The 15,053-nt window shown below is 30.8% G+C and carries 15 protein-coding genes; 14 read left to right on the forward strand and 1 reads right to left on the reverse strand.

The genetic code is table 11. The annotated features are described in order from the left end of the window. Positions 1 to 63: 63 nt before the first annotated feature. Complete coding sequence (locus CLAU_RS16435; RefSeq protein WP_013237940.1) at positions 64 to 1,293, reverse strand: nucleotidyltransferase; 1,230 nt, start codon at positions 1,291 to 1,293, stop codon at positions 64 to 66. A gap of 410 nt (positions 1,294 to 1,703) precedes the next feature. Here CLAU_RS16435 and pta point away from each other — a divergent pair, with 410 nt between their 5' ends. The 14 genes from pta (at position 1,704) to rpsP (ending at position 15,046) form a co-directional block, all read left to right on the forward strand. Then, on the forward strand, positions 1,704 to 2,705 hold the full coding sequence (pta, locus tag CLAU_RS16440) for a phosphate acetyltransferase (protein ID WP_023163112.1): 1,002 nt from the start codon (positions 1,704 to 1,706) through the stop codon (positions 2,703 to 2,705). Positions 2,706 to 2,749: 44 nt separating this feature from the next. Further along, positions 2,750 to 3,946, forward strand: coding sequence for an acetate kinase (locus CLAU_RS16445; RefSeq protein WP_023163113.1), 1,197 nt, complete (start codon positions 2,750 to 2,752; stop codon positions 3,944 to 3,946). A 63-nt stretch (positions 3,947 to 4,009) separates the two neighbouring features. Then, the gene (locus tag CLAU_RS16450; protein WP_013237944.1) at positions 4,010 to 4,513 is read left to right on the forward strand and encodes a YceD family protein; all 504 of its coding nucleotides are present in this window, start codon (positions 4,010 to 4,012) and stop codon (positions 4,511 to 4,513) included. A 13-nt stretch (positions 4,514 to 4,526) separates the two neighbouring features. Further along, positions 4,527 to 4,712 (forward strand): 50S ribosomal protein L32, encoded by a 186-nt coding sequence (rpmF, locus tag CLAU_RS16455; RefSeq protein ID WP_013237945.1) that lies wholly within the window; start codon positions 4,527 to 4,529, stop codon positions 4,710 to 4,712. 112 nt (positions 4,713 to 4,824) lie between these two features. After that, positions 4,825 to 5,838 (forward strand): phosphate acyltransferase PlsX, encoded by a 1,014-nt coding sequence (gene plsX / locus CLAU_RS16460; protein ID WP_023163114.1) that lies wholly within the window; start codon positions 4,825 to 4,827, stop codon positions 5,836 to 5,838. Positions 5,839 to 5,956: 118 nt separating this feature from the next. Beyond that, complete coding sequence (gene acpP, locus CLAU_RS16465; protein WP_013237947.1) at positions 5,957 to 6,190, forward strand: acyl carrier protein; 234 nt, start codon at positions 5,957 to 5,959, stop codon at positions 6,188 to 6,190. 274 nt (positions 6,191 to 6,464) lie between these two features. Beyond that, the gene (gene rnc / locus CLAU_RS16470) at positions 6,465 to 7,172 is read left to right on the forward strand and encodes a ribonuclease III (RefSeq protein WP_013237948.1); all 708 of its coding nucleotides are present in this window, start codon (positions 6,465 to 6,467) and stop codon (positions 7,170 to 7,172) included. 18 nt (positions 7,173 to 7,190) lie between these two features. Continuing rightward, entirely contained in the window at positions 7,191 to 8,258 is a 1,068-nt protein-coding gene (locus CLAU_RS16475; RefSeq protein ID WP_013237949.1) for an elongator complex protein 3, read from the forward strand. Between the two features lie 25 nt (positions 8,259 to 8,283). Then, complete coding sequence (locus CLAU_RS20585; RefSeq protein ID WP_023163115.1) at positions 8,284 to 8,379, forward strand: hypothetical protein; 96 nt, start codon at positions 8,284 to 8,286, stop codon at positions 8,377 to 8,379. 14 nt (positions 8,380 to 8,393) lie between these two features. Continuing rightward, positions 8,394 to 11,957 (forward strand): chromosome segregation protein SMC, encoded by a 3,564-nt coding sequence (smc, locus tag CLAU_RS16480; RefSeq protein WP_023163116.1) that lies wholly within the window; start codon positions 8,394 to 8,396, stop codon positions 11,955 to 11,957. Between the two features lie 34 nt (positions 11,958 to 11,991). Continuing rightward, positions 11,992 to 12,903 (forward strand): signal recognition particle-docking protein FtsY, encoded by a 912-nt coding sequence (gene ftsY / locus CLAU_RS16485; protein ID WP_013237951.1) that lies wholly within the window; start codon positions 11,992 to 11,994, stop codon positions 12,901 to 12,903. Positions 12,904 to 13,027: 124 nt separating this feature from the next. Next, positions 13,028 to 13,363 (forward strand): putative DNA-binding protein, encoded by a 336-nt coding sequence (locus CLAU_RS16490; protein WP_023163117.1) that lies wholly within the window; start codon positions 13,028 to 13,030, stop codon positions 13,361 to 13,363. Between the two features lie 16 nt (positions 13,364 to 13,379). Further along, entirely contained in the window at positions 13,380 to 14,729 is a 1,350-nt protein-coding gene (ffh, locus tag CLAU_RS16495) for a signal recognition particle protein (RefSeq protein ID WP_013237953.1), read from the forward strand. A 59-nt stretch (positions 14,730 to 14,788) separates the two neighbouring features. Continuing rightward, positions 14,789 to 15,046: a 30S ribosomal protein S16 gene (gene rpsP / locus CLAU_RS16500; RefSeq protein ID WP_013237954.1), complete on the forward strand. Its 258-nt coding sequence runs from the start codon at positions 14,789 to 14,791 to the stop codon at positions 15,044 to 15,046. Positions 15,047 to 15,053: the final 7 nt, after the last annotated feature.

The following is a 15,053-nucleotide window of genomic DNA, read 5'->3' on the forward strand; positions in this document are numbered from 1 at the left end:
TAAAAAATTTATTGAATATAAACACAGTTTATTAAATTATATTTAAAAAGTAGGAAACTTATTCTAAATTTGATCTGCCATGATGGGACTTTGAAGGTAATCATTGTTAAAAGGTATATTTTTGTTTAATAGACTATAGGCTTTTGTGCACTGTATGTCTAATTCAAGCATTTCACTTATTTTTTTTGGCATTTTTACGTAAATTGGAATGGAAGAGTTATTTTTCATTTCCTTAAGTACTTTTATACCGGTAGAATTAAATCCTAAGACTCTTCCATAGGGACATATATTTCTTCTCAATATTTCAGAATTTAAATTTTCAAATCCTAAAAAAAACTGGCATAATATTCTACTTATTCTGCTGTAAGTATATCTTTTGGTTTTAGATTTAATTATTATATCGCTGTAGGAACAATTATTCTGTAGAGATTTGAGTATTCTATTTTCAATTCCTTCGGATATGTCAGGTAAATTTTTAATTTTATTTTCATATAGAAAGGATTTATATCTTAAATAGGGCACCATACAATCTTCGAAAATAAAGCCACATCCAGTAGATTGAACTTTCTTTAAAATAGAAAGTACATTTTCTGGAATATTAGAACTTAAGTCATTTATGTTCCCATTTAATTTTAAGAAATTACGTATAGATGATGCACTGGAAAAAGATTGCTCTATGTTTAAGCTATTATATGAACTTCCAATTCTTTTTATTGATATGGGAGTAATATTGCTTTTTATTCTTATTAGGTTTTTTAAATATTCTATACCTAAAATATTGTTTGGAGATTGAAGTATTTCATCTATATTGTACTTTGTAAGAGAACTTTTAGTATTTAATAGAAAATTATTTAAAGCACTATTTCGTGCAGAAGGATAGGACATACCCTGTGACATTTTTTCCTTTAAAAATAATTTAAATTGGGTAGGCTCTTCTGCAAGAATTTTTGCAATAGATTTCAGCAAGTTTATATTACTATATTCGCTTCCAAAACAAAGATTTTTTACTACACCCAAGTTTTCTAAGAGACTTACAGCACCATAGGCAAAAAATTCAGCAGAAGATAGACTGTAGATAACAGGAAGTTCAAATACCAGGTCTACTCCATTTAGAAGTGCCATTTTGGTTTTAGTCCATTTGTCAACTATAGATGGTGAACCTCTTTGCACGAAGTTACCACTCATAACTGCTATTACAGCATCACATTTTGTAGCAGAACGAGCACTTTCAATATGATATTTATGTCCATTGTGAAAGGGATTATATTCAACTATTATTCCAGTTACGTTCATAGAAATTTTCCTTTCTAAAATATTTTATTCCATGTCAAGAACTCTGTTTATTTCATTAAAGAACTATAAGTACAAAGTATAAGGCATTTGAAAAAATAGGCTAGTATATTGATTGATTATTTATTTTAAAATGCCTAAGTGAAATATATACATATTATAACAATAAAATAAGTATTAGTGTAGGATTTTTAAATAGAGTATCTATTTTCAGATTAAATTTTTGATTATTTGATTTACATTATATAATATTGAGTAAAGTATTGACTAGCAAAATTTTTTGATACTTTAATTTGTGAAATTTCTTATCAAAAGTTATATTTTTGAATAATTTTTATTGAAAAATACAACTAAAAAGGATTATAGTATAAGTGTGTGTAATTTTGTGTTAAATTTAAAGGGAGGAAATGAACATGAAATTGATGGAAAAAATTTGGAGTAAGGCAAAGGAAGACAAAAAAAAGATTGTCTTAGCTGAAGGAGAAGAAGAAAGAACTCTTCAAGCTTGTGAAAAAATAATTAAAGAGGGTATTGCAAATTTAATCCTTGTAGGGAATGAAAAGGTAATAAAAGAAAAAGCGTCAAAATTAGGTGTAAGTTTAAATGGAGCAGAAATAGTAGATCCAGAGATTTCAGATAAACTAAAGGCATATGCAGATGCTTTTTATGAATTGAGAAAGAAGAAGGGAATAACGCCAGAAAAAGCGGATAAAATAGTAAGAGATCCAATATACTTTGCTACAATGATGGTTAAACTTGGAGATGCAGATGGATTGGTTTCAGGTGCGGTTCATACTACAGGCGATCTTTTGAGACCAGGACTTCAAATAGTAAAGACAGCTCCAGGTACATCAGTAGTTTCCAGTACATTTATAATGGAAGTACCAAATTGTGAGTATGGTGACAATGGTGTACTTCTATTTGCTGATTGTGCTGTAAATCCATGCCCAGATAGTGATCAATTGGCTTCAATTGCAATAAGTACAGCAGAAACTGCAAAGAACTTATGTGGAATGGATCCAAAAGTAGCAATGCTTTCATTTTCTACTAAGGGAAGTGCAAAACACGAATTAGTAGACAAAGTTAGAAATGCTGTAGAGATTGCAAAAAAAGCTAAACCAGATTTAAGTTTAGACGGAGAATTACAATTAGATGCCTCTATCGTAGAAAAGGTTGCAAGTTTAAAGGCTCCTGGAAGTGAAGTAGCAGGAAAAGCAAATGTACTTGTATTTCCAGATCTCCAAGCAGGAAATATAGGCTATAAACTCGTTCAAAGATTTGCAAAAGCAGATGCTATAGGACCTGTATGCCAAGGATTTGCAAAACCTATAAATGATTTGTCAAGAGGATGTAATTCTGATGATATAGTAAATGTAGTAGCTGTAACAGCAGTTCAAGCACAAGCTCAAAAGTAATAACAAAAAGCATAAATGATTCATTTTTAGGAGGAATATTAAACATGAAAATATTAGTAGTAAACTGTGGAAGTTCATCTTTAAAATATCAACTTATTGATATGCAAGATGAAAGTGTTGTAGCAAAGGGTCTTGTAGAAAGAATAGGAATGGACGGTTCAATTTTAACACACAAAGTTAATGGAGAAAAGTTTGTTACAGAGCAACCAATGGAAGACCACAAAGTTGCTATACAATTAGTATTAAATGCTCTTGTAGATAAAAAACATGGTGTAATAAAAGACATGTCAGAAATATCCGCTGTAGGACATAGAGTTTTGCACGGTGGAAAGAAATATGCAGCATCCATTCTTATTGACGAAAATGTAATGAAAGCAATAGAAGAATGTATCCCACTAGGACCACTACATAATCCAGCTAATATAATGGGAATAGATGCTTGTAAAAAATTAATGCCAAATACTCCAATGGTAGCAGTATTTGATACAGCATTTCATCAGACAATGCCAGATTATGCTTATACTTATGCAATACCTTATGATATATCTGAAAAGTATGATATCAGAAAATATGGTTTTCATGGAACTTCTCATAGATTCGTTTCAATTGAAGCAGCTAAATTATTAAAGAAAGATCCAAAAGATCTTAAGTTAATAACTTGTCATTTAGGAAATGGAGCTAGCATATGTGCAGTAAACCAAGGAAAAGCAGTAGATACAACTATGGGACTTACTCCTCTTGCAGGACTTGTAATGGGAACTAGATGCGGTGATATAGATCCAGCTATAGTACCATTTGTAATGAAAAGAACAGGCATGTCTGTAGATGAAGTGGATACCTTAATGAATAAAAAGTCAGGAATACTTGGAGTATCAGGAGTAAGCAGTGATTTTAGAGATGTAGAAGAAGCTGCAAATTCAGGAAATGATAGAGCAAAACTTGCATTAAATATGTATTATCACAAAGTTAAATCTTTCATAGGAGCTTATGTTGCAGTTTTAAATGGAGCAGATGCTATAATATTTACGGCAGGACTTGGAGAAAATTCAGCAACTAGCAGATCTGCTATATGTAATGGATTAAGCTATTTTGGAATTAAAATAGATGAAGAAAAGAATAAGAAAAGGGGAGAGGCACTAGAAATAAGCACACCTGATTCAAAGATAAAAGTATTAGTAATTCCTACAAATGAAGAACTTATGATAGCTAGGGATACAAAAGAAATAGTTGAAAATAAATAAGACTTGACTTTTAATGCTCATCTCTATATAATAGGTTGTGGCTAATATATAGAGGTGAGTGATATGAAATTAAATGTATCAGATTTACTAAGTGAAGAAGTTGTTACAAAGGACATAAATGTTACAGTAGAAGAAAAGGGATTCTATGATGGAAGTGAATACATAAAGTTATTAGAGCCTCTAAAGTTTAGCGGAACTTTAAGTAAAGAAGGAGATATTCTTCTGTTGGAAGGAAGAATTAATACTTTACTAGAGCTCACTTGTTCACGATGTCTAGGTAAATTCTCTTATGCTGTGAATGTTGCTATTACTGAAAAATTTACAAATAATAACAAGGAAAATAAGGATGATGAAGCCATCTTTATAGATAGTAATATCATTGATATTACGGAAATAATAGAAAATAACATTATATTAATTTTACCAATTAAGAGGCTTTGCAGCGAGAATTGTAAGGGGTTATGCCAACAGTGCGGCACTAACTTAAATAATTCTAAATGTCAGTGCAAAAGCGATGATATTGATCCGAGATTGGCAAAGCTAAAAGATATGTTTTTCACTGATTAAGGAGGTGTTTACTGTGGGAAATCCAGCCAGCAGAATATCAAAAGCAAAAAGAGACTCAAGAAGAGCACAGACTTTTAAATTAGGTTTACCAGGTTTAGTTGAGTGTCCTCAGTGCCATGAAATGAAACTTGCACATAGAGTTTGTAAGAATTGTGGATATTATAAGGGTAAGGAAATCATTTCAACTGAAAATAAATAAAAGAAAGTCATTTGACTTTCTTTTTTTGTTCATGGGGTCTATAAAAGTTAGATCATATTAAGTAACAAAATTAGGTAACAAAGGTCCAGATTATAGGATAGGATGTGAAAATATGATAATTGCTGTGGATGGTATGGGAGGAGATTTTGCACCTTGTGCTGTAGTGGAAGGTGTGGTAGAAGCAGTTAAAAAGCAAAACGTAAATATAATAATAACCGGCCAAAAAGAGCAAATTGAAAATGAATTAGCTAAATATAATTATCCTAAGGACAAAATAGATATTTTAAGCACTAAAGAGGTTATAACTACAGGTGAATCCCCAGTTATGGCTTTAAGAAAAAAAAAGGACTCTAGCTTAGTTAAAGCACTTAATCTTGTAAAAGAAGGTAAAGCAGATGCTGTTATATCAGCAGGAAGCACAGGGGCGTTTATGGCAGGTTCCACTTTAATCGTAGGGCGAATTAGAGGGGTAGACAGAGTAGCATTAGCTCCTATAATGCCGGGAAAAAACGGAAATTTTATGGTAATAGATGCAGGAGCAAATGTTGACTGTAAGCCTCAGTATTTGCAGCAATTTTCTCTTATGGGCAAGATATATTTTGAGAGCATACTAAAGGTAAATAACCCATCTATAGGCCTTATAAATATAGGTGAAGAAGAAGAAAAGGGAAATGAACTGGCTAAAAGTGCATATAAACTTTTGAAAAGCATGGATTTTAACTTTGTAGGAAATGTAGAACCAAGAGATGTTACTAATGGAGATGTGAACGTATTAGTTTGTGATGGAGTAGTAGGAAACACAGTTTTAAAGATGTATGAAGGTGTAGCGTTAAATTTATTTTCCATGTTAAGAGAAGAGGTTATGAAATGCTTTAGCAGTAAGCTAGCAGCTTTTATTTTAAAACCTGCTTTTAAAAGTTTAAAAGGTAAATTAGATTATACAGAATATGGTGGCTCTCCTTTTTTAGGATGTAAGGGTATATGTGTAAAGGCTCATGGAAGTTCTAATGGAAAAGCTTTTAAAAATGCAGTAATGCAAGCTATAAGCTGTTATGAAAATAATGTTGTTGGTAAAATAAAATCTGAAATAGAAAAAATACATAATGTAGAAAGTAATAATATATAAAGTATATAATATAAATGTATTGATATAATATAAGTTAGTATAATAAATATATTTATTATTGACGGTATATAACTTATGTAATATTATTTATGTATGAAAAATTTTTGGAGGCGAAATTATGATTTTTGAAAAAATACAAAAAATAATATCTGAACAACTTGGAATTGGCTCTGATGAAATAAAAATGGAATCATCTTTTATTGACGATTTAGGTGCAGATTCCCTTGATATCGTTGAGTTAATAATGGCTCTTGAAACAGAGTTTGATATTGAAATACCAGACGAAGAAGCTGAAAAGGTAAAAACAGTGGGAGATGTAGTTGAGTACATAAAAGCTCATACTGAAGAATAAACAGAGTTCTTGGCATCAGGTGGAGTTTTTAACTCCACCTGATGCTTAGAAATCGTTATCCAGGGACATAGCTGCTCTTTACTCACACTTGGATAAGTGGGAGTATTAGAGCAGGTAGTTACCGGATAAACAGAGTATATGCTTAAAAGTCCCGTTAAATCGGGACTTTTAATTTAAATCTTTGATTACAGTAATGAATTTATTCTTGAGTTTGTTTTTTATATAGTTGGTCTATGGCAAACTGAAGAATAAACTTCAAAAGGAGAATTAGAAAATGGAAGAGATAGGCTTTATTGAATTACTAGAAAAGAAGTTCAATATGAGTTTTAGTAACAAGGAAATCATAGAAGTAGCTTTAACTCATAGTTCATATGCTAATGGTAGAAAAAATATAAAATTCAATGAAAGATTAGAATTTTTAGGAGATTCTGTATTGCAGCTTTGTATATCAGAATACTTATTTTTAAAATATAAAAGTAAACCTGAAGGAGAGCTTACAAAAAAAAGGTCTCTTATAGTTTGTGAAAATTCCCTTTATCATGTAGCTAAAAAATGGAATCTTGGTAAATACATAAAAATGAGTAAGGGAGAAGAGATTACAGGAGGAAGAGAAAGAACTTCCATATTGGCAGATTGTGTTGAAGCGATTATTGCTGCAATTTATTTAAATTTTGGATATGAGAATACAGGAAAATTTATAATTGAAAATTTTCAAGATATTATAGAAAATGCTATTAAAAATAGAATAATAATGGATTATAAAACTAAGCTTCAAGAAACTTTACAAAAAGACGGAGATGTATCTATAGAATATAACCTCGTAAAATATGAAGGACCTCCTCATAGAAGAAAGTTTTATACTGAAGTGTGTACAGAAAAAAATGTTTTGGGCAGCGGCGTAGGATACAGCAAAAAGGAGTCAGAGCAGAATGCAGCTCAGGATGCTTTGATGAAATTAAATGTAAAAGTAAGTATGCTTTAGGAATGAGGATAAGTCAAAATGAAACATTATATAATACCTATATTTGTACCTAATGAAGGATGCCCCCATAACTGTGTATTTTGTGATCAGACTGCAATTACAGGAAATGAGGAAAAAGTTGATGCCTGTTTTACTAGAAATACTATAAATCAGTATTTAAAAACTATAAAACGAGAAAATTCCGTAGTAGAAGTATCTTTTTTTGGAGGTACTTTTACTGCAATTCCGATGGAAAGGCAAAATGAACTTTTAAGTGTGGCTAAAGAGTATAAGGATAGAGGAGATATAGATCTTATACATATGTCAACAAGACCAGACTATATAGACAAAAGTATACTGGATAACTTAAAAAGCTATTCTGTAGACGTTATAGAACTTGGTGTACAGTCATTAAATGAAGAAGTACTTATAAAATCAGGAAGAGGACATTCCGCGGAAGATGTTGTTAAAGCATCTTCTCTTATAAAGGAGTATGGATTCACATTGGGACACCAGATTATGCTGGGGTTACCTTCAGATACTTTCGAAAAAGATATGGAAACTGTAAAAAGATCCGTACTTATGAATCCGGATATATACAGATTATACCCTGCTCTTGTAATAAAGGGAACTTTCATGGAGACCATGTACAAAAAAGGTGTATATAAACCTTATACATTAGATGAAGCAGTGGATATATGCAGAAATTTATATTACATTTTGCGAAAAAATAAAATAAACGTAATAAGAATGGGACTCCAACCTACAGAAGAAATAAATGTAGGTAAAGATGTAATAGCAGGTCCTTTTCATCCTGCCTTTAGGGAACTGGTAGAAGGAAATATTTACAATAATATGATAGAGGACAGTATATCAGAGTCTTATGAGGGAAATGTAGTTATAAAGATAAACAATAGGGATATTTCAAAGTTGTATGCAAATAAAAGAAAATATTTCAATGATATGAAAAAGAAATTTGGTAAATGTTTTGTAAAAGTTATTCAAGATCCTTCAATTAGTAGGGAAAACGTAGTTATAATTGAAGAGGGAGTAACTAAATTTGTATCTATAGATGAATATATAGCAGATAAATGTAAGGAAAGGTAGAGTTTTTTAAAGGAGTGTGTGTATTATGAAAAAGAATACTAGAGATAAGATGATGAAGGTAATGATAGTTTTTGTAGTGCTTATGTTTTTAGTTACGCTTCTTCCAATGCTTTTTAGATAAGGGGCTGCTTTTCGATGTTTTTAAAGAATATAGAGATAAGAGGATTCAAATCCTTTGCAGACAAGACGGAACTTATATTTAAAGGAGGAGTTACCTCTATAGTAGGGCCAAATGGAAGTGGAAAGAGCAATATTTCTGATGCAATTAAGTGGGTGTTAGGGGAACAAAGTGTCAAAAGCCTTAGAGGCGGAAAGATGGAAGATGTAATTTTTGCTGGTACTCAATATAGAAAACCAGTTGGATTATGTCAGGTTTCTCTTACCTTAAATAATGAGGATAAGAAACTCCCTATTGATTATTCTGATGTAACTGTTTCAAGAAGACTTTATAGGTCTGGAGAAAGTGAATACTATATAAATAATACTCAGTGTAGATTAAAAGATGTAAATGAACTATTTATGGATACAGGTATTGGAAGAGAAGGTTATTCAATAATAGGACAAGGTAAAATAGATGCTTTATTGAGTGGAAAACCTGAGGATAGAAGGAGTGTACTGGAAGAGGCTGCAGGCATTGTTAAATTTAAGTGGAGAAAAGAAGAAGCAGAAAAAAAACTATCAAATACTGATGCCAATTTGGTAAGAATAGAAGATATTTTAGAAACTCATACTGAAAGGTTAGAATCACTTAAAGAGGAAAATGACAAGGCTAATGAATTTTTGAAACTATCAGAGAATCTGAAGGAAAAGGAAATAAATTTATTAGTTCATTCTATGGAAAAAATAGAAAGTAAAATTGGAGAAAATCAAAAATCTACAGATTTTATGGATAAAGAAGTTAAAGAATTGAATTTGGAATTTGTGGATTTAAAATGTAAGATAACAAATGGAAATGAGCAAATTGAGGATTTTAACAATAAAAATTCTGACTGTAAAACAAATTACTATGGAGACCGAGAACGTGTTCAACAAACAGAGGGTGAAATAAAGCTTTTAAAACAAAGAATAGAAAATTTAAAGGAAACTATAGAAAAAAATTTTTTAGAGTTAAAACAAGTTGAAGAATCTAACAGAAAAAAGCTGCAGCAGGTGGAACTTCAAAAAGATGGCATTTCCAAGTTAAAAGCGGATAAGGATAAATTAGAGAATGATATATCTGAGTATAACCATAATATAGGAAATGTACAAAAAAATGCAGTAGAAAGAGAAGATTTATATAAGAAATTAAAGGATGATCAGATAGAATATTTAAGTAATATATCTAACTTAAAAAATGACATATCTTCTGCACAAAAGGAAATAGAAGATACGCTGGATAAAATTAATAATATGAAAAGCTCCTGTGAAAGCTATGTTCATTCTATAAAAATAAATGCTAGTACCAAAGATATGCTGGTTTCAAAAGTATCTAGTATAAAAAAACTAATATCGGAATATCAAGACAAGGTTAAAGAAAATAAAAGGAAAATTTCAAAATTTAATACTAATCTTGTTTTAGAAGAAAAAAATCTTAAAGAATTAAACAAAACTTATAACAAATTAGAGGCAAATTATGCTGTGCTTTTGAATTTACAGCAGCACTATGAAGGATATAATAGGTCCGTAAAATCACTTATGAAGGATATAAAAGATAAGGCAGTAAGAGTACCTGAAAACAGCTGTTTTTTGCTTGGAGAGGTTATAGAGTTACCTAAAGAGTATGAAACTTGTATAGAGGTTGCCCTTGGCAGTGCTATATCCAATATAATAACTGAAGACGAAATTACGGCCAAAGCTCTCATAAAGCATTTGAAGAATAAAAATATGGGAAGAGCTACTTTTTTGCCCCTTAATATAATAAAGGGAAAAAAGATTTCTAATAGTGAAAGGTTTAAGGGTATAAGTGGATATATAGGGATCGCTAGTGAGGTCATAAATTATAAAGATAAGTTTAAAAATGCACTTGAATATGTACTTGGAAGAACAGTTATATGTGAAGACATGGATAGTGCGCTTAAAATAGCTAAATTAAGTGGATATAGTTTTAGAATAGTTACTTTAGCTGGAGATGTAGTAAATTCAGGAGGATCCCTTACTGGTGGAAGTTTTCAAAAAAAGAGCAGCAATATAATAGGGCGAAAACGTGAAATAGAAGAAAGTGCAATTAAAATAAATAAAACAAGTGAATCTCTAAAAGATTTAAATGGGAAAGTACAAGAATATAAAAAATGTATAAAAGAATTGGATGAAGAAATTTTAGATTTAAAGGAAAAAGGTTATTCTGAAAATATAGAATTGACTAAGATTCAGGGGAAAATAAATAATATAGATAATGAAAGCTCTAAATTAATAGAAAATATGAAAATATCAAATAGAGAGATAGATATTTTGACTAAAAATAAAGAGCTGAAGGAAAAAAATCTGGAGGATAAAAAGAAAAAATTAGAAAATTCCTTGGGACAACAAAACAAAAATGACAGCTCTATTTTAAAAATAGAAAAGGAATTGGAAGAAAATAAAAGTAATATAGAAAAAATGAAGGAAAAACTTTTAGATTTCAAAGTAAAAAAGGCTCAATTAGATGAAAGTATCTTAAATAAAAACAGAGAACTTAAGAGATTGACAGATGAAATACAAGAATTAAGTGTGAAAAAATCCAGGATAATTGAGCAAAATAAAGATTGTGAAAATAATATACATAATCAAGAGTTGAAGGTAAATGAGAATAAAGAAAAAATACAAGTCTTAAAGAAAAGTATAGAAATTTTAAAAAATAATATAGAGGAAAATGATAAAGAACTTATAAAATTAAAGGATAGCGTAAAAAAATGTAATGAAAAGTTAGAAAGTTTAACTCTTTTAATAAATAAGAAAGAAGAAAAGCTTCATAAAGTGCAGGTAGTTTTAGCTAGGCTTAATTCAGAAAAAGAAAATATGTGTTTAAAACTAAAAAATGAAATTAAAATTACTTACGAAGAAGCCCTAAAATATAAAAAAGACATAGAAAATTTAGATAAATATAATTCAGATGTAGTAAATTTGAAAAATAGTATTTCTAAATTAGGAATAGTAAATTTGGGTGCTATACAGGAGTATAGCGATTTGAGAGAAAAGGTAACATTCTTAAGTACTCAAAGAGAAGATTTGGTAAAATCAAAAGAAGAGTTAAATAATGTAATAGATGCTATGACTGAAAAAATGAGAACCGTATTCAAAAAAAATTTTGATAGATTAAAAGAAAGTTTTAATGAAACGTTTAAAGAGTTGTTTAAAGGTGGAAGTGCAGATTTAATAATTACAGGTGGAGATGAACTTAGTGGGAATATAGATATAACAGTTCAGCCCCCAGGAAAAAGGCTTCAAAACATAAATCTAATGTCTGGAGGGGAAAAGGGGTTATCTGCTATAGCACTTTTATTTGCAATACTTAAGATAAAACCTACTCCTTTTTGTATATTGGATGAAATAGAAGCTGCCCTTGACGATGCAAATGTAGCACGATATGCAAGCTTCCTAAAGAAGTTTTCAAATGAGACTCAGTTTATTGTTATAACTCATAGAAGAGGAACTATGGAGGCAAGTGATGTGCTTTATGGAGTTACTATGCAGGAAAAAGGTGTTTCAAAAATTGTTTCTGTAAGTTTAAAAGATGAATATTAAATATACCTAAAAAAGATGAAAGGATGTGCCAAACATGCTAAAAGGATTTTTTGATAAATTAAAAAATGGACTTGAAAAAACCAAAAGTAATTTAACTGGAAAAATAAGCGACATGTTAACTAGTGCTGTTAGTATAGATGATGACTTGTATGAAGAATTGGAAGAGATACTTATAACAGCAGATATAGGTGTTGAAACAACTACTTATATTATAGATAAATTAAAAGAAAAGATAAAAGAACAAAAAATAAAGGACCCTTCTCTTATAAACCAGTGCTTAAAGGAAGTTATTATAGACATATTAGGGGATGAAAAAAATAGCATTGAACCTGAAAAAACTCCTGAAATAATCCTTGTAATAGGAGTAAATGGCGTGGGAAAAACTACTTCAATAGGGAAAATGTCTTCAAAACTTAAAGATAGTGGTAATAAAGTAATTATGGCAGCTGCAGATACTTTTAGGGCAGCAGCTATAGATCAATTAGAGGTGTGGAGCAGGAGAGCCGGCGTTGATATAATAAAACATCAGGAAGGTTCTGATCCTGCAGCAGTCATATTTGATGCCATTCAGGCAGCAAAAGCACGAAAAGCTGAAGTGCTCATATGTGATACTGCAGGTAGATTGCATAACAAGAAAAACTTAATGGACGAATTGAGTAAGATAAATAGAGTAATAGAGAGGGAATACAAAGAGGCATTTAAACAAACTTTACTTGTATTAGATGCAACTACGGGGCAAAATGCAGTACAGCAGGCAAAACAATTTACTGAAGTATGTCCTATAGATGGTATAATACTTACTAAGCTAGATGGTACTGCTAAGGGTGGAATTGTAATATCTATTAAACACAGTTTAGATATACCTGTAAAATTAATAGGAGTTGGAGAAGGTATAGATGATCTTCAGGAATTTTGTAGCAGAGATTTTGTAGAGGCATTATTTTAAAATCTGTTAAGTAAAAGTACTTGACACTATTCGAAAATTTTGATATCATATATTTCGTTGGATGAAGAGCTTTTAATTTAGGCAGTCTAGCTTCTAATAAATTAATTTAAGTTGAGATGGTATTATGGAAGAGAGAGTACAGCTTTCCATATTACTTGATATATATGGTAAGCTTTTAACTGAGAAACAGCAAGATGTGATGGACTTGTACTATAATGAAGATCTTTCTTTAGCAGAAATATCTGAACACACTAGTACTAGTAGGCAGGCAGTATATGACATAATAAAGAGATGCCACAAACTTTTATTGCAGTATGAAGAAAAGCTTCATTTGTTAGAAAAGAATGAAAAGCTGAAAAAAAGTAAGCAATCTCTTTTAAAATTTATAGATTCACTTTGCTGCAATGAAAATAAAGAAATACTTAGTAAAATAAAGAATTACATAATAGATAATATTTGAATTTAGGAGGATTATCATGGCTTTTGAAGGATTGGCATCTAAACTTCAGGAAACTTTAAAAAAGCTTAGAGGCAAAGGCAAACTTTCTGAAAAAGATATAAAAGATGCTATGAGAGAAGTGAAATTGGCACTTTTAGAGGCAGATGTTAATTACAAAGTTGTGAAAAATTTTATTAAAAGTGTCAGTGAAAAATGTATGGGAGAAGAAGTACTAAAAAGTTTGACTCCAGCACAGCAAGTTATAAAAATAGTAAATGAAGAACTTACGTTATTAATGGGTAAAAATGAGAGTGGAATTGAGTATAATTCCAATGGATTGACTGTAATAATGCTTGTCGGACTTCAAGGTGCAGGAAAAACTACCATGTGTGGCAAATTGGCGCTTCAACTTAGGAAAAAGAATAAGAAACCCCTTCTAGCAGCTTGTGATATATATAGACCTGCTGCAATAAAACAACTTCAAGTAGTTGGAAAAGAAATAGATGTTCCAGTATTTTCAATGGGAGATAAGGTAACAGCAGTAGATATATGTAAAGGGGCTTTAGAATATGCAAAAAACAACAATTTAAATGTAGTTATAATAGATACAGCAGGTAGACTTCAAATAGATGAAGAACTTATGGGTGAATTGAAGCAAATTAAGGAAAATATAAACCCTGATGAAATTATGCTTGTAGTAGATGCAATGACAGGTCAAGATGCAGTTAATGTGGCTTCCAGCTTTAACGAGCAGTTAAATATAAGTGGAGTCATACTTACAAAATTAGACGGAGATACAAGGGGTGGAGCAGCACTATCCATAAGAGCTATGACTGATAAACCTATAAAATTTGTAGGTATGGGAGAAAAAATGAATGACCTTCAAGTATTCTATCCAGATAGAATGGCCTCGAGAATACTTGGCATGGGGGATGTGCTTTCGCTTATAGAAAAAGCACAGCAGTCTATAGATAAAGAAGAAGCTGAGAAGTTAGGAAATAGAATGCTGAATAAGGAGTTTAACTTTGAAGATTTTTTGGCTATAATGCAGCAGACTAAAAAAATGGGACCTATAAGTAAGCTTATGGAGATGGTACCAGGAGTTAATATGAAGGAATTGAAGGGAGTAGATTTTTCCAAGGGAGAACAGGAACTTGCAAAAATCGAATGTATAATTAATTCCATGACAGTAAAGGAAAGAAGAAATCCTTCTATTATAAGTGGTTCGTCTTCAAGAAAAAAGAGAATAGCATTGGGTTCTGGTACTACTATACAGATGGTAAATAAACTTCTAAAGGATTTTGAAAAGATTAAGAAGACTATGAAACAGTTAAATGGAATGAAAAAAGGATTTAAGAAGGGATTATTTGGAAAAATGCCTTTTTAAAATAGAGATTTATTGATATGAAAGCCATATGCTTTAATATTTTAAGGAGGTGATTATTAATGGCTGTAAAGATAAGATTGAGAAGAATGGGTGCTAAAAAAGCTCCATTTTATAGAATAGTTGTGGCAGATTCTAGATGTCCAAGAGATGGAAGATTTATAGAAGAAATAGGATACTATAATCCTACAACTGATCCAACCACTGTTAAATTTGACGAAGAAAAAGCTGTCAAATGGATAAAAGATGGTGCTCAACCAACTGATGTTATAAAAAAGCTTTTTGATAAAGCTGGGCTAAAAGATAAGCTTGATAAGTAATAACTGG

The sequence above is a fragment of the Clostridium autoethanogenum DSM 10061 genome, from assembly GCF_001484725.1.
Taxonomy (GTDB): domain Bacteria; phylum Bacillota; class Clostridia; order Clostridiales; family Clostridiaceae; genus Clostridium_B; species Clostridium_B ljungdahlii.

Bases quoted from the DNA above. Each gene is read 5' to 3' on its own strand.
- rnc (WP_013237948.1), top strand. From the start codon at position 6,465: ATGGAAGAGATAGGCTTTATTGAATTACTAGAAAAGAAGTTCAATATG.
- CLAU_RS16445 (WP_023163113.1), top strand. From the start codon at position 2,750: ATGAAAATATTAGTAGTAAACTGTGGAAGTTCATCTTTAAAATATCAA.
- ffh (WP_013237953.1), top strand. From the start codon at position 13,380: ATGGCTTTTGAAGGATTGGCATCTAAACTTCAGGAAACTTTAAAAAAG.
- CLAU_RS16475 (WP_013237949.1), top strand. From the start codon at position 7,191: ATGAAACATTATATAATACCTATATTTGTACCTAATGAAGGATGCCCC.
- plsX (WP_023163114.1), top strand. From the start codon at position 4,825: ATGATAATTGCTGTGGATGGTATGGGAGGAGATTTTGCACCTTGTGCT.
- rpsP (WP_013237954.1), top strand. From the start codon at position 14,789: ATGGCTGTAAAGATAAGATTGAGAAGAATGGGTGCTAAAAAAGCTCCA.
- pta (WP_023163112.1), top strand. From the start codon at position 1,704: ATGAAATTGATGGAAAAAATTTGGAGTAAGGCAAAGGAAGACAAAAAA.
- ftsY (WP_013237951.1), top strand. From the start codon at position 11,992: ATGCTAAAAGGATTTTTTGATAAATTAAAAAATGGACTTGAAAAAACC.
- smc (WP_023163116.1), top strand. From the start codon at position 8,394: ATGTTTTTAAAGAATATAGAGATAAGAGGATTCAAATCCTTTGCAGAC.
- CLAU_RS16490 (WP_023163117.1), top strand. From the start codon at position 13,028: ATGGAAGAGAGAGTACAGCTTTCCATATTACTTGATATATATGGTAAG.
- acpP (WP_013237947.1), top strand. From the start codon at position 5,957: ATGATTTTTGAAAAAATACAAAAAATAATATCTGAACAACTTGGAATT.
- CLAU_RS16435 (WP_013237940.1), bottom strand. From the start codon at position 1,293: ATGAACGTAACTGGAATAATAGTTGAATATAATCCCTTTCACAATGGA.
- CLAU_RS20585 (WP_023163115.1), top strand. From the start codon at position 8,284: ATGAAAAAGAATACTAGAGATAAGATGATGAAGGTAATGATAGTTTTT.
- CLAU_RS16450 (WP_013237944.1), top strand. From the start codon at position 4,010: ATGAAATTAAATGTATCAGATTTACTAAGTGAAGAAGTTGTTACAAAG.